This window comes from Azospirillum isscasi, from assembly GCF_030849505.1.
GTDB classification, from domain to species: Bacteria; Pseudomonadota; Alphaproteobacteria; order Azospirillales; family Azospirillaceae; genus Azospirillum; species Azospirillum isscasi.
On sequence record NZ_JAUJFI010000011.1, the window covers coordinates 42,650 to 61,592 of the forward strand.

Here is an 18,943-nt window from a genome sequence, read left to right on the forward strand (position 1 = left end):
TTTCCCTGTGGAGCCCCCATGAACGTCTGGTTGCTGCCTCTGGTCGCCATGGCGGCGGTCCAGGCGTTCCTGGCGCTGTGCCTCTTCTCGATTCCGGTGATCGCGCCGCAGGCGGCGCCCGACCTGGGAGTCGATCCCGGGCTGCTCGGGCTTTATACCGCGGTCGTCTTCACCGCCGCCATCCCGGCGTCGCTGGGGGCGGGCGGGCTGATCCGGCGCTGGGGCGCGGTGCGCACCTGCCAGGCATGCCTGCTGGCCGCCGTCGCCGCCGCGCTGCTGTCGGGCACCGCCGTGCCCGCCGCCTTCCTGCTGGGCGCGCTGGCCCTGGGCTTCGCCTTCGGTCCGGAGACGCCGGCCAGCACGCAGCTTCTCGCCCGCCTGACCCCGCCCGCCCGGCGCCCGCTGGTCTTCTCCCTGCGCCAGACCGGCAACCAGTATGGCGGCATGGCGGCGGGCGTCGCGGTGCCGCTCCTCGCCCTGTCCTTCGGCTGGCAGGCGAGCCTGCTGGCCGTGGCCGCCCTCACCGCCGCTTTGGCGCTGCTGCTGGAGCCGCTGGCCCGCCGCCACGACGGCGACGACCGGACCGCCCCCCGCCCGGCCGGACGCGGCGGGCTGAAACCCGCGCTCGATCTGGTCACCGGAGAGCCGGCGCTGCGGCGTCTCGCCATCGCGGTCTGCGCCTTCTCCGCCATGCAGCTCTGCCTGAACGGATTTCTGGTCAGCTTCGCGGTCACCGGCCTGGGCTGGAGCCTGCCGCTGGCGGGGACGGCGCTGGCGGTGGCGCAGGGGGCCGGGCTGGCCGGGCGCATCGGCTGGGGCCTCGTGGCGACCCGCTGGGCACCGCCCCGCGCGATCCTGGCCGGGCTGGGCATCGCCATGAGCGGGAGCGCCGCCTTGATCGCCCTCGCCTCCCCCGGCTGGCCGGTGCCCGCCGTTCTTGCGGTCTGCGCCGCCTTCGGCCTGTCGGCCAGCGGCTGGAACGGCCTGTTCGTGACGGAGGTCGCCCGCCTCGCCCCGCCGGGCCGGGCGGGAGAGGCGACGGGCGGCATGCTCGCCATCGCCTATGCCGGGCTGGTCGCCGGGCCGGCCCTGTTCAGCCTTCTGGTCGCCGGAGGCTTCGGCTACCCCGCCGGCTATCTGACCATGGCCGCCGCCACGCTGGCCGGCGCCGGCGCCCTGGTCATCCCTCTTCCTCCGGCCCTTCCCCCGGAACATGCGCCTGCCGCCGAGGACACCCCATGCACCTGATGAGCGCCCGCCGCATCGCCGAACAGGTCGCCACCCGCAAGGTGAGCGCCGCCGCCCTTTACGGCGACCTGCTGGAACGGATCGCGGCGGAAAATCCGCGGCTGAACGCCATCGTCCATCTCGACCCGGACGCCGGGCTTGCGGAGGCGCGGGCCGCCGACGAGCGCGCCGCGCGGGGGGAGGCGCTTCCCCTGCTGGGCGTGCCCTTCACCGTGAAGGACAACATCTGGGTGCGCGGCCAGCCGGTCCGCCAGGGATCGCGGCTGTTCCAGGACTTCGTGGCGCCGGAGGACGCGGTGGCGGTGGCCCGGCTGCGCGCCGCGGGGGCCGTCTTCGCAGGTATCACCAACTGTTCCGAATTCGCCTGCAAGGGGGTGACGACGAACCTCCTGCACGGCCCGACCCGCAACCCCTGGGATGTGACTCTGACCCCCGGCGGCTCGTCCGGCGGGGCGGCCAGCGCGGTGGCGGCGGGGCTGGCGCCGCTGGCCCTGTGCACGGACGGCGGCGGCTCCACCCGCCGGCCCGCGGCCCATGTGGGAGTGGTCGGCATGAAGCCGTCCGCCGGGGTCGTCCCCCACCCCATCGGCTTCGCGGAGCCGGTGTTCGGCAATTCGGTGATCGGCCAGATGGCCCGCTCCGTCGCCGACGTGGCCCTGATGCTGGACGTGCTGGCCGGTCCGGACCCGCGCGACCCGCAGTCGGTGGCCGTGTCCGGTCCGTTCGTCGATGCCACGGCCAACCCCGACCCGGCGGGCCTGCGCATCGCCTACAGCCCCCGGCTGGGTCTGGGCGCGCCGGTGGACCCGGAGGTCGCCGCCTGCGTGGAACGCGCCGTCCACCGCCTCGCCGATGCCGGCGCCATCGTGGAGGAGGCCGACCCCGTCTGGCCCGAGGGGGCCGGAGAAAGCGGCCTGATGCCCCTCCAGTTCGCCGGCCTCGCCGCGCTCCATGGCGAGCGCTACCGCGCGCGGCCCGATCTCTTCGACCCCGACATCGCCCAGCAGATCGAAGCCGGCCTGCGCACCAGCGGGGCGGAGGTCGCCCGTGCCCTGCACCTGCGGGAGGAGGCGTACCGTGCGCTGGCCGCCCTCTTCACGCGCCACGACCTGCTGGTCTGCCCGACGACCCCGGTCACCGCCTGGCCGTTCGACCGGCTCGGCCCCGCCACCATCGAGGGCCGTTCGGTGACGCCGCGCGGCCACGCGGTCTTCACACCGCTGTTCAATCACTGCTACGCGCCCGCCTGCTCGGTCCCTTGCGGGGTTGCCGGAAGCGGCGGGCTTCCCGTCGGGCTCCAGATCGCCGGCCCGCGCCTGTCCGACGCGGCGGTGCTGCGGCTCGCCGCCGTGGTGGAAGCCACCTGTGGTTACGCAGCACCCATACTGCAACAGTTTTCTTGAAGAGAAAGCGGGTCGGCGATCGGGATAGAACGGACAGCCTGTTTCGCTTGCCATCGTATTCTGGCAATCTTCGCCCGCGAAGCTACCGAATAAGGAGCAAAGGGTGAAGACCAACGAGCCGGACCAGCGGCCTGGATGGTCAGCGCGTCGGTTGTCGATTTTTTTCCTTCTGGTTGCATTACCGCTGATCGCTTTCGAGGCACACAACATCCTTGAATTGCGAAAGTCCCGGGAAGCGGAAATCCGTCAGGATTCGATGCAGCTTCTGGACCAGGTCGAATCCGAACAGCAGCGCATCGCTGACGATATTGAACACGTTTTGGTTGCTCTTACCGAAATGGGGATCGGGCGGCTTTCCCCATCGGACTGCCAGGACACGCTCGCCCGGATCAAGGCGAAGTTCCCCCCCTATCTGGCGGTGAGCGTCAGCGACCGGACCGGCACCATCTGGTGCTCCACCCGACCGCAGGCCCGCGGCCTGTCGGTCGCCGACCGCTCCTATTGGCAGGAGGCGCTGACCTCCGGGGAGCCGACCAACGGAGCCACCCTGACGTCCCGCACCACCGGGCGTCCCTCGATCCCGTTCGCCCTGGCCTACCGGGACGAGGGGGGTGTTCCGGCGGGGGTGACGGCGGTGCTGCTCGACACCGCATGGCTGAACCTGTTCCTCAGCGAGAAGAGCCTGCCCCTGGACGCGGAGGTGCTGATCGCCGACCGCTCCGGCATCGTCCTGGCGCACCAGCCCGAGTTTCCGGAGATCGTCGGCAACCTGCTGCCCGCGCCCTACCGGCAATTGCTGGACCGGGGCGAACGGCGGGTGGTCGAGGTGGTGGGGCCGGATGGCCGGATGCGGGTCACCGCGGTGTCGCCGCTGGCCGCCGGCGTCCCCAACCTGTATCTCCACGTCAGCCTGGACAAGGACCGGGCCATGCAGCCCGTCAACGCGGCGGCGCGGCGCACGCTCGTCATCTTCGGAGGGCTCCTCCTGTGCGCCGGGCTGACCGCGGGCTGGAGCCTGTGGCGCTTCCTGCGCGCCCACGAGCTGGCCCGCAGCAACGCGCTGCGCATGGCGGCGGTGCTCGGCAGCACGGTGGACGGCGTGATCGAACTGGACCGCGACTGGCGCTTCACCTGCCTGAACGACAAGGCGGTCGCCCTGATCGCCCAGGGCCGCGACCTGCGCGGGCAGTCGCTGTGGGACGCCTTTCCGGAGCTGAAGGACACGCCGCTGTGGCACAAGGCGCACCAGGCGATGGCCGAGCAGACGCCGACCGACGCCGAATTCCAGGGGGCGCGCACCGGTCGCTGGTTCTGGATGCGGGCCTTTCCCAAGGCGGACGGGCTGTCGGTCTACCTGCTGGACATCACCCGGCGCCGCCGGGCCGAGGACGATCTGCGCAAGAGCAAGGACCGGCTGAGCTTCGCCCTGGAATCCGCGCTCGCCGGCACCTTCGACTGGGATCTGAAAAGCGGTCAGGGGCACTGGTCGGAGGAAACCCACCGCATCTTCGGCCTCGACCCCGCCGTGCACGAGACGACCGGCGAGGTCTGGCGCTCGGTGGTCCATCCCGACGATTTCGACGTCGCCACCCTGAAGGCGCAGTCGGAAATGCTCGCCGAACGGCGGACCCACATCCAGATGGAATACCGGGTCATCCAGCCCGGCGGCGCCATCCGCTGGGTCTCGTCGATGGGGCGCGTCAGCTACGGCCCCGACGGCACGCCGCAGCACTTCAACGGCCTGACCATCGACATCACGGAGCGCAAGACCCTGGAGGAGGCTCTGCGGCGCAGCGAGGAGCGGCTGACCATCGCCCTGGCCGCGGCGGAGGCCGGAATCTGGGATTTCGACCTGCGCGACGGGACGCTGGCCTGGTCGGAGGGCATGTACCGCCTCTACGGCGTCAGCCCCGACAGCTTCACCCCCAACGACGTGACCTTCTACAACTTGGTCCATCCGGCGGACCGGGAGGCGGTGCGCCGCTTCACCACCGACGTGCTGGAGGCCCGGCGTCCCGACTACCGCGGGGAGTTCCGCATCCACCACCCGCGCGACGGCGTCCGCTGGATCATGGTCATCGGGCGCCCGATCTACGACAACGGACGCCCGGTCCGGCTGAGCGGGCTGAACATCGACATCACCGCGCGCAAGGCCATGGAGCAGGCCCTGCGCGACGCCAAGGCCAAGGCGGACGAGGCCAACGTCTCCAAATCGAAATTCCTGGCCGCGGCCAGCCACGACCTGCGCCAGCCGCTGCAATCCGCCCTGCTGTTCGCCGGGGTCCTGCACCGCCACGTCGATCCCGACAAGGGCCGCGGCCCGCTGGCGTCGCTGGAACGCGCGCTGGAAACGCTGAAGAACCTGCTGGACAGCCTGCTGGACGTGTCGCGCCTGGATGCCGGCGTCATCACCCCCCAGATCGCCACGCTGCCCCTGCGCCCCCTGTTGGAGGAGATCGAGGCGGCCTATGCCCCCATCGCCTCCAGCAAGGGCCTGGACTTCACCGTCGTCCAGCCCGCCCCGGATCTGGCCGTGCGCAGCGACCGGCTGCTGCTGGGCCGGATGCTTCGCAACCTTGTGGAGAACGCCATCCGCTACACCGAGGAAGGCCATGTCCGCGTGTTCTGCGAGGCGCCCGACGGCACCGTCCGCATCAGCGTGCAGGACAGCGGCATCGGCATCTCGACGGAGCATCAGGCCAAGGTGTTCGAAGAGTTCCATCAGGTGGGCAACACCGAGCGCGACCGCAGCCAGGGGCTCGGGCTCGGGCTGGCCATCGTGCAGCGGCTGTCGCGGCTGCTGAACCATCCGGTGACGGTCCGCTCCGAACCGGCCAAGGGGTCGGTCTTCTCCATCGAAGCCCAGCGCGCCATCGCAGCGCCGGTCCCCCAGTCCCTTCCCGAGCCTGCCGCCGAGCCCTCCGGCGGGGGGCGGCTGGCCGTGCTGGTCGAGGACGATGTGATCGTCCTGATGGGGCTGCGGACCATCTTCCAGGAATGGGAATACGAGGTGGTCGTCGCCGGTTCCGCGGAACAGGCGCTGGAACGGCTGCGGGACCGGGACCGCCGCCCGGACCTGATCGTCGCCGATTACCGGCTGCGCAACGGCCGGATCGGCACGGACGCCATCGTGCAGATCCGCGCGCTGGTCGGGTCGCCCGTGCCCGCCATCGTCCTGACCGGCGAGATCGGCACAGATTGCGACCGCGACGCGGCGGCGCTCGGGCTGGCCGTGGTGCGCAAGCCGATCACGCCGCGGCAGCTTCAGAGCGCCATCCAGGACCTTCTGGACGAGAATCCGCTGAGCCGGACGGGGGACTGAGTCCCTTCCCAACCGCGAGGACGCCGGAGGCCGCGGCGGACAAAAAACGGACCAGCCTTGACCGGACAGTGACGCTGCCCCATGTTGTGCACTGCAACATAACAATAAGCCCTTTCCCGAGGGGGAGACGCCTTCTCAATCCTTTGAGGAGGTCCCTTATGAACACGCCTTCGATCTTCGCTTCCGCCCTTCCGTCCGAACGCGATATGCAGCTCATCCGCCGCAAGGCCGCGAGAATGCGCGCCGACCATCTCCGGTCCCTCCTGGGCCGGCTGGCCGCGGCGTTGACAGGTCGGACCGACGGCGCGAACCCCCACCGCCTGGACGGCGGACGGGTCGCCGGTTAAGGACCGACGGTCCCGGATTTTTCCCTGACACATCGGCTGTGAAACGCCCCGCGCGCCCATCAGGGGCGGCTGCGGGGCTTGCCCGGCGGTGGTCCGCGACAGCGGCGCCGCGTGGGCCGGTTGTTCTTCGGTTGGAGTTTTACCATGCAGAAACGAGCGGTCGCCCTGGGCGGCTTCGGCGGATTCAACCTGCACGGCGCGGGTGTGCTGGCGGCACTCGACCGCCTGGAGCGGATGCCCGACCTGTTCACGGTGACCTCCGGGCAGATCGTCGTGCTGGCCGCATGGCTGCGCGGCGAGGATGTCCGCCGCCTGCTTCTCGAACAGAAGGGAGCGTCCGGCGGGCTGATCCGGACCTGGCAGACCGCCATGTTCGGACACAAGGGCGTGTTCCGCCCCGTGCTGGACGAGCATGCGCGCCGCTGGCTGGATGTCCCGCTGTCGCCCTCGGCGGTGCTGGAGAGGCTGATGCCGGCCCGGCAATACGCCCCGGTGCGCGACCGCGACACTGTGGCCGAGATCGCCCGGACCCTGAACGAGGCGGAGGTGGGCGTCGTCTTCAACACCTACGATTTCCGGTCCGGCAACGGGTTGCTGCACGGCAACGCCGCCGCCCGCCGCCTGATGGCCGGCGAGGCCGGGCTGGAGGACATCACCGCGGAGGCGGTGGAAAGCGCCCTCTGGCTCTATCTCTACGGCTTCGAGGAGGCTCCCGGCGGGCTGATCGACGGCGCCTATCACCGCAGCATCATCCTGTCGGAACTGCACGGCTTCGACGAGGTGACGGTGGCCGCCCCCTTCCCCGTGTCCTGGATCGGGCCGGTTCCGCGCAACCAGTTGGAGGTGGAGAACTGGAAGATCCGCCAGTGGTTCGCCAACTCCTACAAGGCGGAGGTGGCGCGGCTGCGCCGGGTGATCGAGTTGATGGAGCGCGGCACGCTGAACGACCCGGCCTACCGCATCCGCTCCCTGACCGAGCTGCCGCTGCGCCGCCACTACGGCTACTTCGACTATTTCACCGAGAAGGCGGAGGTGTTCGACGACGCGCTGGCCCAGGCGCTCGACCATTTCGGCGGCCCGGCGCGGGAGCGGCGGCGGGCCGGCTGACGGCGATGGGGGGAGGCCCGGCATGGCCGGAAGCGCGTTTCGCGTGTTCTTCCTTTCATAGCGGGCTTTCACAGCGGGCGAATGTGACGGATCATCGCGCCGGAGGACGGAATGGAGATCGCATGGATGCGCTGAACCCGGCGGCGGAGGCACGCCGTCAGGCCGGACTGGAAATCCAGGCGCTGGCCGAGGATTTCGAACAAAGCGACGAGGCCGCCTTCCGGCGGTTGCGGATCGTCGGCTGGGTGGTGGCGGGGGTGGTGACGCTGGTCCTGCTGGTCCTGCTGACCGCGGGGGCGGACTGGCGCTATCTGCTGGGGTTCTGGGTGGTGATCGTCGGTTTCACCGGGATCGGCTACGCCGTCTCCGTCCACCGCCAGCGGCAGCAGACCGCGCGTCTGCGCGCCCTGGCGACCCGCTGGCTGACCGGCGGAACGGTCCCGCCGGTCTGACGGGAGGGCCGGGTCAGGAGGCGCGGGACCCGCGGCGCTTGCGGCGCTTCTGGAAACGCTGGATGCGTTCGATCACCTCGCCCATCTCGGCTGCCTCCTCGACCTCGCCGAGATGCAGGAGGACGCGGATGTAGGTGTCGATCAGGCCGAGGACGGCCTCCTCGTCGGTCACGCCGCAGGCCGCCTGGCCCAAGGCATCGACGATCAGGGTCCCGCTGTCGGCCAGCGCCTCGGCCACCTCGTTGATGGCCCGGTCGAGGGCGGCGTCGTCCCCGTCCGGCGCTTCCAGCACCGGGTCAAGGATGTCGGGAAAGGAAAGCCGGTCGGCGGGATAGCCAGCCATGGGCGAACTCTCCGAAAAAACAGGGCCGTGAACCGGCCCCCGATGCGCGCGGATGGAAGGTGGGGAGCCCCCTTCTCGTGGTTGGCGGTGGCCTGTGGACAGGATGGCCGCGTCAGGCGGCCATCTGCTCCAGGGTTTCGGCCAGGACGTCCACGTCCTCCGCCTCGGGCAGGCCGGTCCAGGGGATCAGCTCCCGCCCGGTGTTGGCGAGGCGCTTGGGCTCCATATGGCCGATCACCGCCGTGCCCTCCCGCGCAATACGCAGAATGTCGCCGTCCTCCGGGATCAGCGCGCGGTCCACGCCGCAGGCGCGGGCGAGACGGGCGTGGGCCTCCAGATGCTCCATGGTGCCGTGCACCGGCACGGCGAAGCGCGGGCGGATCAGGTCGTACATGCGGATCAGGTCGTCCCGCTTCGGGTGGCCCGACACATGCACCGGCGCGTCGGCGGGGGTGACCACCTCCACACCCTTGGCCTTCAGATGATCCTGCACGTCGGCCAGCGCCTCCTCGTTGCCGGGGATGGCGCGGGCGGAGAAGATCACCGTGTCGCCGCCCTCCAGCCACAGCTCGCGGTGGCCGTCGCGGGCCAGACGGCTGAGCGCCGCCCGCTCCTCGCCCTGGCTGCCGGTGCACAGGAAGACGAGGTTCCGGCGCGGTGTCCAGGAGGCTTCCATGATGGAGATGAACTCCGGGGCCTTGTCCAGATAGCCGCTGGCGCGGGCCGCCTTCTCCATGCGCAGCATCGAGCGGCCGACCAGCACCACCTTGCGGTCGTGGGCCGCCGCGGCCTCCGCCACCGCCTGCATGCGGGCGACGTTGGACGCGAAGCCGGTCACCGCGATGGCGCCCTTGCGCCCGGCGAAGGCGTCCATCAGGCCGGCGCGGGCGTCCGCCTCCGACCCGGTGGTGCCGTCCACGTTGGCGTTGGTGCTGTCGCACATCATCGCCAGCACGCCCCGGTCGCCCAGCCGCTTCAGCGCGTCCAGGTCCATGGTCGGGCCGACCAGCGGGTGCGGGTCGAACTTCCAGTCGCCGGTGTGCAGGACCGTGCCGGCCTTGGTGTGGATCGCCACCGACACCGGCTCGGGGATCGAGTGGGTGACGGTGATGGTCTCGATGCCGAAGGGGCCGATCTCGAAGGCCGCACCCGGCTCGAACACGCGGATGCGGGCATGGCGCAGGCCGCCGGTCTCCTTCAGCCGGTCGCGGATGACGTGCGCGGCGAAGGGGGTGGCGTAGATCGGGCATTCCAGGCCCGGCCACAGATGGTGGATCGCGCCGATGTGATCCTCGTGCGCGTGGGTGACGACCAGCCCGACCACGTCGTCCATCCGCTCCTCGATGAAGGAGGGATCGGCCATCAGGCTGTCGATGCCCGGCGCCTCGTCGCCCATGAAGGCGACGCCGGCGTCCACGATCAGCCATTTCCCGGCATGGCCGTAGAGCGCCATGTTCATGCCGATGCGCGAGCAGCCGCCCAGCGGGATGAACAGGATTTCGTCGTTGCCCGGCACCGGGCCGGGGACCGGCGCGCCCGCCGGGCGGCTCACCCGGGGCCGCTCGAAGGGTTTGACGGGATTCTGGTTCTTCTGGAAACGGGGACCGCCGGACTTGCCGTTGCGGACATCACCAACAATCGTGTTCGGGCGGTTGCCGCCGAGATTGGAGTTCGGGCGGTTGCCGCCCTTGGGCGCCGCGCGGCGGCGCTTGTTGTCAAACGTCATACGTCCTTCTGCTTCACAACATCACGGGCCGGCATTCAACGCTGCCGGGCGGGCGTGCATCGGGTGTCGATGCGGATCTCGGGGGTCTCCCCGGCCTCGCCGGCGGCGCCAGGACCGTGGGGACGGGTCGAGGCGGCCAGCCGATGCGGCCAGGGAGAGCGCTGTTCGAGCCAGTAATCCAGACGGGGCCATTGGTCAACCGTTGAATCGCCGCTCGCAATGGGGTGTGCCGGACGGTCACCCGAAGGTTACGGCCATTTCCCGGCGACGTTGCACATATGTTTCCTCCACCGCCGCGTTCAAGGGGCCGCCGATGCTGATTTTTCGCGGTGCGGCAGCGGGGCGGCAGCGGGGCGGCGGAAATGGGCGCCCGGCAGCCGGGCGGGAGGCTGGCCTGTGTGCGGCGCATGGCAACAAAGCCGCCCCGCCGCCGCGACCCTTCGCCCATTGCCCTGTTGATTGCGGACGCCCGGTGAACGGGCACCGTTCAAATGGGGAGTATCCCATGTCCGACTATGAATCCAGGTGGAGGAACGACCAGGGCTACCGCCGCGACGAGGACCGGTGGGAGCGCGACCGCGAGCGTGGCGAGAGCCGCGAATGGAGCGGCGGTCCGTACCAGAACCGTGGCCGCGACGAATTCGGCCAGTCCGGTTCCGGCTGGGGTCAGTCCGGCCGTTCCGCCATGATGGGCGGCGGTGGGCGCCAGCCCGGCTACGGTTACGAGGGCCAGGGCCGCGAAGGCTTCGACTATGGCCGGGACTATTGGCGCCAGCAGGAAGGCCGCGGCGATTACGGCCAGGGCTCCTACGGCCAGGGCTCCGGATCTCGCGATTACGGGCGCGATTACGGGTCCCGCGGCGCCTACGGCCAGGGCCAGCGCGACTGGCGCTCCCGCGACGAGCGCCAGGGCTATGAGGACCGCGGCGACTACGGCCAGGACTTCGGGTATCGCGGCGGCTTCGGGCGTTCCGATTACGGCAGCGGGTCCTACGGTGGCCGTGACTACGGAAGCCGCGACTATGGCGGCTCCGATTACGGGTCGTACGGTTCCGGAAGCCGCGATTACGGAAGCCGGGACTACGGACGCCGCGATTACGGCCGCATGGGCTATGGCGGCGGCGGCGGTGGCGGCGGTGGTTATGGCCGCAACGAGGATCGCGGTTTCCTCGAACGGGCCGGCGACGAGGTGGCCTCCTGGTTCGGCGACGAGGATGCGGAGCGCCGGCGCCGCATGGACGCCCGGCAGGACGAGCGTGGCTCCCAGTTCCACCGGGGCCGCGGGCCGCGCGGCTACACCCGCTCCGACGACCGCATCCGCGAGGACGTGAACGACCGCCTGACCGATGATCCTTACATCGACGCGTCCGAGATCGACGTGACCGTCAGCAATTGCGAAGTCACGCTGAGCGGGACGGTGGACGACCGCCGGACCAAGCGCCGCGCCGAGGACATGGCGGAGACGATTTCCGGCGTCCGCCATGTGCAGAACAACCTGCGCGTCCGCCAGCAGACCTACGGCAGCGGCGGAACCACCGCCGGGGCGTCGGCCATGGCCGGTCTCGGCACCTCCGGGTCCGGAACCGGAATGGGCACCTCCGGAATGGGCACCTCCGGTACCAGCGGCACCAGCGGTACCAGCATGAGCGGAACCGCCGGCACGACGGGCAGCACCGTGTCCAGCACCAGCCGCACCGGCGGCACCGTCCGCTGAGCCGTCCCCGACGCGCCCCTTCCGCCGCCACCGGCGGGAGGGGCCTCCCCTCCGCCCGTCAATCCCCGTCCTTGCGCTGCTCCACGGGCTTTTCCGCGCGGGTCAGGTTGAAGGCCGTGTTGATGAGCGCGATGTGGGAGAAGGCTTGCGGGAAATTGCCGACCAGCCGCTTCGCCCGCGTGTCGTACTCCTCCGACAGCAGACCCAGGCCGTTGCGCAGGGCGAGCAAGCGCTCGAACAGCGCCTCCGCCTCCGCCTGCCGCCCCTGGAGCACATAGACGTCGGCCAGCCAGAAGGAGCAGGCGAGGAACACGCCCTCTCCGTCGGGAAGCCCGTCGTCGGTCCGCTCCGTCCGGTAGCGCATGACGAGGCCGTCCTGCATCAGTTCCCGCTCGATGGCGGCGACGGTGCCCTGGATGCGGGGATCGTCCACCGGCAGGAAGCCAACCATCGGCAGCATCAGCAGGGCCGCATCGACGTGGCCGGCGCCGTAATGCTGGACGAAGCTCCGCCGCTCCTGCGAATAGCCGTTGGCGCAGACGTCCTCGCAGATCGCCGTCCGCAGCGCCTTCCAGCGGTCCAGCGGCGCATCCAGGCCGAATTTCTCGGCACTCTTCACCATGCGGTCCACGGCGACCCAGGCCATCACCTTGGAATGGGTGAAGTGCTTCGGGCCGCCGCGCACCTCCCAGATGCCTTCGTCCGGCTGGTCCCACACCGATTCCATATGGTCGAGGAGCGCGCACTGGACGCGCCAGGCTTCCGGCTTGATGGTGATGCCGCGCATCCGGGCCTGGTGCGCCGCGTCCATCATCTCGCCGTAGACGTCGAGCTGGAGCTGCGGGGCCGCGGCGTTGCCGACGCGGACCGGGCCGGCGCCCTCGTAGCCGGGCAGCCAGGGCACCTCCCATTCCAGCAGACGGCGTTCCCCGGCGATGCCGTACATGATCTGGATCTGCCGGGGGCTGCCGGCGATCGTGCGCAGGCCCCAGTCGCGCCAGTCCAGCGCCTCCTGCATATAGCCGGCGTTCATCAGCGCCAGCAGGGTCAGGGTGGCGTCGCGCAACCAGCAATAGCGGTAGTCCCAGTTCCGCACCCCGCCGAGCTGTTCGGGCAGGGAGGTGGTCGGGGCGGCGACGATGCCGCCGGTCGGGCGGTAGGTCAGCGCCTTCAGCGTGACCAGCGACCGCATCACCGCGTCCCGCCAGGGGCCGCCGTAGGTGCAGCGCCCGCTCCACTCCTCCCAGAAACGCTCGGTTTCCACCAGGGCCTGCTCGGCATCGACCGGCTCCGGCAGCGGCAGGTGGGAGGCGGAGTAGGTCATCACGAAGGCGACGCTCTCCCCCTCCGCCACGGTGAAGTCGGCGACGGTGCTCAGATCCTCGCCGTGGATCGGGGCGCTGGTGTGCAGGACGATCATGTCCGGCCCGGCGATGGCGCGCAGGGTGTGCGGCCCGATCCGCGTCACCCACGGCACGATGTGCCCGTAGCCGAAGCGCAGCGTCAGGTCCATCCGCATGGCAACGCGCCCGCGCCGCCCGCGCAGGATGCGCACGATGTCCGACGCCTCCCCGCGCGGCGGCATGAAGTCGATCAGGGTGACGGCGCCCTCCGCCGTCTCGAACTCCGTCTCCAGGATCAGGCTGTCGCCGCGGTAGCGCCGGCCCGTCCGCGCGTCGGGATCGCGCGGGCGCAGCAGCCAGCGCCCGTTCTCCGGCGTGCCCAGCAGCGCGGCGAAACAGGCGTCGGAATCGAAGCGCGGCCAGCACAGCCAGTCGATGGAGCCTTCGGCGGACAGGAGGGCCGCGGTTTCGCAGTCCCCCAGAAGGGCGTAATCCTCGATGCGGGAGGCCATGGCGCGCGCTCGAACGATGGGAGGGGTGTGCCCTTGGGCAACGGCCCGCGGTCCCCCCGGGTTCCCGCGGGGCGGCGCCCGATCCCGACGAAGGTGTGTCGTCCGCTTTGACGATTCTGGCCGCCGGACGGGAATGATAGCGTCTTCCCCCCGGCAGCCGCGCGCATCGACGCAACAGAACGCATGGGGGCGACCATGGGAGCAGGACTCGTCACGACCCGGCTGCATGCCCTCCATCCTGTCCGGCTTGCGGCCGCCGCCTTTCTGGCGGCTTGCCCGGCCGCCGTGGGCGCGGAGCCTCCCGCCGTCCCGCTGCGGCCCGGCAGCGACATCCAGGCGGCGGTGGACCGTCACCCCCCCGGCACGCGCTTCCGGCTGGAGGCGGGCGTCCACCGCCTGCACTCGATCGTCCCAAAGGACCGCAACGTCTTCGAGGGTGCTCCCGGCGCGGTGCTGAGCGGGGCGCGGCGGCTGACCGCCTTCACCCGCCGCGGCTCCGTCTGGGTGGCCCGCGGGCAGACGCAGGAGGGTTGGGTCAACGCGGCGGATTTCTGCCGCGCCGGCTTCCCCCGCTGCGCCCGCCCGGAGGACCTGTTCATCGACGACGCCCCGATGCTGCATGTCGGCAGCCGGTCCGCCGTCGGGCCGGGGCGCTGGTTCTTCGATTACGACGCCGACGAGATCGTGGTCGGCGACGACCCCACCGGACGGACGGTGGAAACCAGCGTCACCGCCCGCGCCTTCGGGGGCAAGGCGTCGGGCGTCGTCATCCGCAATCTGACCGTCGAGAAATACGCCGCCCCCATCCAGGCCGCCGCCATCGACGCGGAGTTCGGCCCCGCCTGGACCGTCCGGAACACCCTCGTGCGCCTGAACCACGGAGTCGGCATCAACGCCGGCAGCGGCAGCCGCATTCTCGGCAACCGCGTCCTGGACAACGGCCACGCCGGCTTTTCCGGGTCGGGGACGGACTTCCTGATCGCCGGCAACGAGTTCGCCCGCAACGGCTATGCCGGCGTCGATTTCCATTGGGAGGGCGGCGGCGGCAAGATCACCGAATCCCGCGGCGGCGGAATCGTCCGCGGCAACTGCGTCCACGACAATGTGGGCGCCGGGATCTGGGCCGACATCGACGTGCACGGGCTCGTGATCGAGGACAATCTGGTCTTCGGCAACGCCGACAACGGCATCACCTACGAGATCAGCTACGACGGCGTGATCCGCAACAACCGCGTCGCCGACAACGGGCAGCGCGGCCAGGGCTGGTTCTGGGGCGCCCAGATCCTGATCTCAAGCGCGCAGGGCGTGAAGGTCTACGGCAACGACATCGACGTGCCGGGGGGCTACGGCAACGCGGTGACGGTGGTGTCCCAGGACCGCGCGCCCTACACCCCCGCCGTCGGCAACGAAATCTTCGGCAACCGCATCGTCATCCGCAACGCCAACGCGCGCGTCGGCGCCGTCACCGACGTGGACGCCGACAACGCCGTGGTCGCCGCCGGCAACCGGTTGTACGGCAACAGTTATCATCTGGCGGATCTGGGGGAGCGGGTCTGGTTCTGGAACGATGCGGAAGCCGATTGGAACGCCATCCGCGCCCAGGGGCAGGAGGCGGGAAGCGTGCTCCAGGCGGGCATCCCGCAGAAAACCCCGCTGGCCTGCCCCCCGGCGGCTGCGGACGGGAGCCGGTGATCCCCGGCCGCCCCTTCGCCAGGGAGAAGATCGGGAACGCCCCGACAAGGAAAGGTTTCGGCGACACCGTTACAATTTTGAAAAACTCACTAATTTGGTGGTACTTTGCGGATATCCGCGCACAGTATTATGATCTTGTTTGCGATTGACGGTCAAAAACAGCTGCGATGTTATAGACTCGATGCGGTCGCATAAGCCTCCTACAACATCGCTTTTCCGCTTGATCCGGTTCCTTTGATCGAACAAGGCCAAAATCTTTGCCCAGAGTGCCAAAATCTTCGACGGGCGCGATGTTGGCGACGATCCTGCCCGGTTCAACGGAGGGCTGTGTCCAGGGGAAACGGTTCGGAGCGCGTGGCGGAAGCGTGGCAGAAGGAGGTTTTGTATGTTGCCGTGCAAAGACGGAGCGCGCCTGCCGACCGCCTTCCGCCGCGCCTCATCGGACACGCCCTTCACGCCCGACCGCATCCTGGCCGCCATCCCCCCGACCGCCGCGTCCGTGACCGTCTTCCCGATGAACGCAACCCCCCGCAACGCCACTCCGATGAACGATTCCGGCTCGTTCGGGTCCTATTACCGAATGTCCGGGGGCACGCGGCCCCTGGGGGAGGATCAGATCGTCACGGCCATCCTGCACGACGAAACACCGCTGACGCGGGAAAGCCTGTCCACCAGCCTGAACCTGTGCGGGCGGGGGGTGCGGGTGCTGACGGCGGCCTCCTTAGCCGATCTGGAAGGCGTGGTGCGGCGCGACGGCGCACCGGACGTCGCGCTGGCCAACTTCAGCGGACGGCTCGCCTCCGACCCGGAATTCCAGCCGAGGCTGGCGGAACTGCTGGCCGTGCTGAACGGCATCCCGCTCATCATGCTGTCGGATTCCGACGAGACGGCGACCGCGCTGGAGGCCATCCGCCAGGGCGCGCACGGCTACATCTCCACCACCCTCAGCCTGACGATGGCGTTGGAGGCGATCCGTCTGGTCGCCGCGGGCGGCATCTTCGTTCCGGCGGCCATCCTGCACCGGCTGATCCTGGGGCAGGCCCCCGCGACCCATCCGGTGCCCCCCGCCCCCCTGGCCGCCATGGCGCCCGCGGTCAACGGCAAGCCCCACCTGACCCAGCTGACTCCCCGCCAGATCGCCGTTCTGGAATGTCTTCAGGAAGGCAAGCCGAACAAGGTCATCGCCCACGAGCTGGGCATGCGGGAAAGCACCGTCAAAGTCCATGTGCGGAACATCCTGCGGCGGCTCGGCGCCACCAACCGGACGGAAGCGGTGTGCCGCGTCATGCGCGAGGAAGAGTGAAGGAACGCAGGGAACGGCGCGGACTCCGGTCCCGCGCCGTTCCCTCGCGTCGCCGCAATCCTGTCAGGGCTGGTTCGTTTCCAAGGCCGCACCGCGGGACAGATGGGCGTGCGCCATGAAGGCGGCCTCCGTCCGGTTGGTGGCGCCCAGCTTTTTCAGCACGTTGCGCACGTGGGCCTTCGCCGTGTTCTCGCACATGCCCAGCATGTAGGCGATGATCTTGTTCGACTTGCCCTCGCGCATGCAGGTCAGCACGGCCATTTCCCGCGGCGTCAGCCCACCGATGCGGTCGGTCACCGGCACCGCCGCGCCCGGCGGCGGGGTCTGCGCAACCGCGATGCCCCCCGGCACCGGCGCGATGAGCGATTGCAGCGAGGTGGCGGGCACGAAGGTCCCCCCGGCGGCGACCAGCCGGATCGCCTCCAGCATGACCCCCAGCCCGAGGCTGGGTACGATGTAGCCGCGCACGCCGAGGCGCAGGCTCTCCAGGATCATCCCGCCGTCGTCGCGGTCGGAGATGATCACCAGCGGCACCGGCAGGCAGGCCGACACGGCGTCGCGGATGGCGGCGCACAGGACGTCGTTCAGCCCCATCTGCGCGCCGATGTTGCACAGCACGACCTCCGTCCGCCCGTCCCGCGCCAGGACGCCGGCGGCGTCCTTCAGGGAGGCCACCGACCGCACGGTCATGTCCTGGCACAGCGTGCCGAGGCCCAGCGCGAAACAGTCGCGCGTCAGGCTGTTCGGGTCCACCAGGACCACCGCTATCCCCGGGGCGGTCCCTGGGGCAATCCCCGATTGCTGCGTGATTTCCGTCGTCATCCGCTCCCCCTTTCGGTCAAACGCCAATCCCTTTCACCATGTCAAACCAGGGCTCCCGAACTTCGTCCGTCCCCGGACATGGATAAGGATTCAATTACCGGGTGAGCGCGTCCGCCCGCGGATACTCGGAAAGATTTCATTATTCTCATTTTCAGCGCCTTTCCCTGCCGACCGCTTGGTTTGTTTCTGTTGAAAGATCATCAGGAATGCTTGCGCGTCTTGCATTTGATGTTTTCAACGTTACCAGAACAGACTGGCTCGTAAATACGCACTTCGATGCACGGTTGTGCCGGGACAGCGCCTGATCCCGTACCCATTCCGGCGTCCGAAGCGCTTGGTTTTCCAGTCCCGTACGCCTTTGTGAGGATGGGTACGGCGTAGAACGCTCATCCCCATCCTCCCGACGCGGGATCGGGCCGGCCTGTCGAAACGCCCCGCCCGCCCCTGCGCCCGAAAGAACAGGACCGAACGGCGCATGCCGGGCCGGGGTGCGCTCTGACCAACGGAAAGCCTTTCGGCGAGGGAATATTGCGCTTCCGGATGCCGGGCGCTGGAACCTCTCCGGAATACACGGAATTCGAACGGAAATACTTCAAATAGGAGGTAAAGGGAAAGGCCGACATAGTTAAATCTGCGCGGGATTGACGTTGACGGTTCTATGGGTGCAGCGCAGCATTGGGTCAGGCAAACGGGCCGGGAGACATTCATACATGGTATCGAGTGCGAAGGCGGCTCCATCGCCCCGCGGCGGCGCCAGCGGCTCCGGCCCGGCGAACGGGTCCCGGAGCATCGCGGCCCTTCTTCTGGACGAGACGCCGCTGACCCGCGAAAGCCTGTCCGCCGGGCTCGGCCTGCGCGACCCGTCGCTGCATGTGCAGACCGCGGCGTCGCTGGAGGAAGCGAAGGCGATGCTCGCCGGCGGAACCACGCCCGCGGTCGTGCTGTGCAACGTCGTCAGCCTGACCCCGCCGGGCGGCAACGTCCTCGCGACGCTGCGCGAACTCGCAGGTGCCTTCCGCGGCACCCCGCTGGTCGTCCTGTCCGAGGGGGAAGAGTCGGAGCTTCCGCTGGAAGCCTGCCGGCTGGGCGTGCGGGGATGCCTGCCGACCAGCGTCGGCCTCGCCGTCGCCCAGGAGGCGGTGCGGCTGGTGGCCAGCGGCGGCACCTTCTTCCCCTCCCCCTTCCTGCACCGCCTGATGCGGCGTGGCGAGGCCGCGGGGGGCGAGGCCGCGGGGGAAGACCCGCCCGCGCCATCCGGCGGGGCGGCGCTGACCGCGCGCCAGCGCAGCGTGCTGCAACGGCTTCGCGAAGGGAAGTCGAACCGCGTCATCGCACAGGAGCTGGGGATCAGCGAGAACACGGCGAAAGTCCATGTCCGCGGCATCCTGCGGGCGCTCGGCGCCGCCAACCGCGCCGAGGCCGTGCGCAAGGCCTGGCAGCCCGGCCAGCCCGAACCGGCGATCCGGCGGACGCTCAGCCGGGATCGGGACTGACCGTACCGCCGCCATGGATCAGCCGCAGGGCGGCGATGACCTCCGCCAGCGGCATCCGCCCGCTCAACACCCCGCGCAGGCCGAGGCGCACCGCCGCGTCGGCCACCGCCGGGCCG

Annotated in this window: 15 protein-coding genes; 10 read left to right on the plus strand and 5 right to left on the minus strand. The window is 69.9% G+C overall.

All coding sequences use genetic code 11. From position 1 onward, the window contains the following. Nucleotides 1–18: 18 nt before the first annotated feature. Nucleotides 19–1,248 (plus strand): MFS transporter, encoded by a 1,230-nt coding sequence (locus QSG27_RS04465; RefSeq protein WP_306703929.1) that lies wholly within the window; start codon nt 19–21, stop codon nt 1,246–1,248. Beyond that, the gene (locus tag QSG27_RS04470; protein ID WP_306703930.1) at nt 1,239–2,651 is read left to right on the plus strand and encodes an amidase; all 1,413 of its coding nucleotides are present in this window, start codon (nt 1,239–1,241) and stop codon (nt 2,649–2,651) included. Before QSG27_RS04465 ends, QSG27_RS04470 begins: the two co-directional genes overlap by 10 nt. 178 nt (nt 2,652–2,829) lie before the next feature. Here QSG27_RS04470 and QSG27_RS04475 read toward each other — a convergent pair whose 3' ends face one another. Continuing rightward, nucleotides 2,830–2,967 (minus strand): hypothetical protein, encoded by a 138-nt coding sequence (locus QSG27_RS04475; RefSeq protein WP_306703931.1) that lies wholly within the window; start codon nt 2,965–2,967, stop codon nt 2,830–2,832. A gap of 3 nt (nt 2,968–2,970) precedes the next feature. Between QSG27_RS04475 and QSG27_RS04480 the strand changes: the two genes are divergently transcribed. From QSG27_RS04480 to QSG27_RS04495, 4 genes are all read left to right on the plus strand, one after another. Further along, a complete protein-coding gene (locus QSG27_RS04480; RefSeq protein WP_306703932.1) occupies nt 2,971–5,973 on the plus strand; it encodes a PAS domain-containing protein in 3,003 nt (1,000 codons plus the stop codon). 158 nt (nt 5,974–6,131) lie between these two features. Continuing rightward, nucleotides 6,132–6,320: a hypothetical protein gene (locus QSG27_RS04485; RefSeq protein WP_306703933.1), complete on the plus strand. Its 189-nt coding sequence runs from the start codon at nt 6,132–6,134 to the stop codon at nt 6,318–6,320. Nucleotides 6,321–6,464: 144 nt separating this feature from the next. Then, nucleotides 6,465–7,427 carry a hypothetical protein gene (locus QSG27_RS04490; protein WP_306703934.1) on the plus strand — a complete coding sequence of 321 codons (963 nt, stop codon included), beginning with the start codon at nt 6,465–6,467 and terminating at the stop codon, nt 7,425–7,427. Nucleotides 7,428–7,549: 122 nt separating this feature from the next. Beyond that, nucleotides 7,550–7,879 carry a hypothetical protein gene (locus QSG27_RS04495; protein ID WP_306703935.1) on the plus strand — a complete coding sequence of 110 codons (330 nt, stop codon included), beginning with the start codon at nt 7,550–7,552 and terminating at the stop codon, nt 7,877–7,879. A gap of 13 nt (nt 7,880–7,892) precedes the next feature. Here QSG27_RS04495 and QSG27_RS04500 read toward each other — a convergent pair whose 3' ends face one another. Together QSG27_RS04500 and QSG27_RS04505 are read right to left on the minus strand one after the other, a co-directional pair. Continuing rightward, entirely contained in the window at nt 7,893–8,222 is a 330-nt protein-coding gene (locus tag QSG27_RS04500; RefSeq protein ID WP_306703936.1) for a hypothetical protein, read from the minus strand. A gap of 112 nt (nt 8,223–8,334) precedes the next feature. Beyond that, on the minus strand, nt 8,335–9,948 hold the full coding sequence (locus QSG27_RS04505; RefSeq protein ID WP_306703937.1) for a ribonuclease J: 1,614 nt from the start codon (nt 9,946–9,948) through the stop codon (nt 8,335–8,337). A 505-nt stretch (nt 9,949–10,453) separates the two neighbouring features. Between QSG27_RS04505 and QSG27_RS04510 the strand changes: the two genes are divergently transcribed. Then, nucleotides 10,454–11,662, plus strand: a complete 1,209-nt coding sequence (locus QSG27_RS04510) for a BON domain-containing protein (RefSeq protein WP_306703938.1) — start codon at nt 10,454–10,456, stop codon at nt 11,660–11,662. A gap of 58 nt (nt 11,663–11,720) precedes the next feature. On the opposite strand, the gene QSG27_RS04515 is transcribed toward QSG27_RS04510, so the two are convergent. Continuing rightward, on the minus strand, nt 11,721–13,517 hold the full coding sequence (locus QSG27_RS04515) for a glycoside hydrolase family 15 protein (RefSeq protein WP_306703939.1): 1,797 nt from the start codon (nt 13,515–13,517) through the stop codon (nt 11,721–11,723). A gap of 195 nt (nt 13,518–13,712) precedes the next feature. Between QSG27_RS04515 and QSG27_RS04520 the strand changes: the two genes are divergently transcribed. Further along, nucleotides 13,713–15,209: a right-handed parallel beta-helix repeat-containing protein gene (locus tag QSG27_RS04520; RefSeq protein WP_306703940.1), complete on the plus strand. Its 1,497-nt coding sequence runs from the start codon at nt 13,713–13,715 to the stop codon at nt 15,207–15,209. A gap of 385 nt (nt 15,210–15,594) precedes the next feature. Beyond that, a complete protein-coding gene (locus QSG27_RS04525) occupies nt 15,595–16,512 on the plus strand; it encodes a response regulator transcription factor (RefSeq protein ID WP_306703941.1) in 918 nt (305 codons plus the stop codon). Between the two features lie 63 nt (nt 16,513–16,575). On the opposite strand, the gene QSG27_RS04530 is transcribed toward QSG27_RS04525, so the two are convergent. Continuing rightward, on the minus strand, nt 16,576–17,334 hold the full coding sequence (locus QSG27_RS04530; protein WP_306703942.1) for a response regulator transcription factor: 759 nt from the start codon (nt 17,332–17,334) through the stop codon (nt 16,576–16,578). Between the two features lie 710 nt (nt 17,335–18,044). Here QSG27_RS04530 and QSG27_RS04535 point away from each other — a divergent pair. Next, on the plus strand, nt 18,045–18,827 hold the full coding sequence (locus QSG27_RS04535; RefSeq protein WP_306703943.1) for a response regulator transcription factor: 783 nt from the start codon (nt 18,045–18,047) through the stop codon (nt 18,825–18,827). The last annotated feature ends 116 nt before the right edge of the window (nt 18,828–18,943 follow it).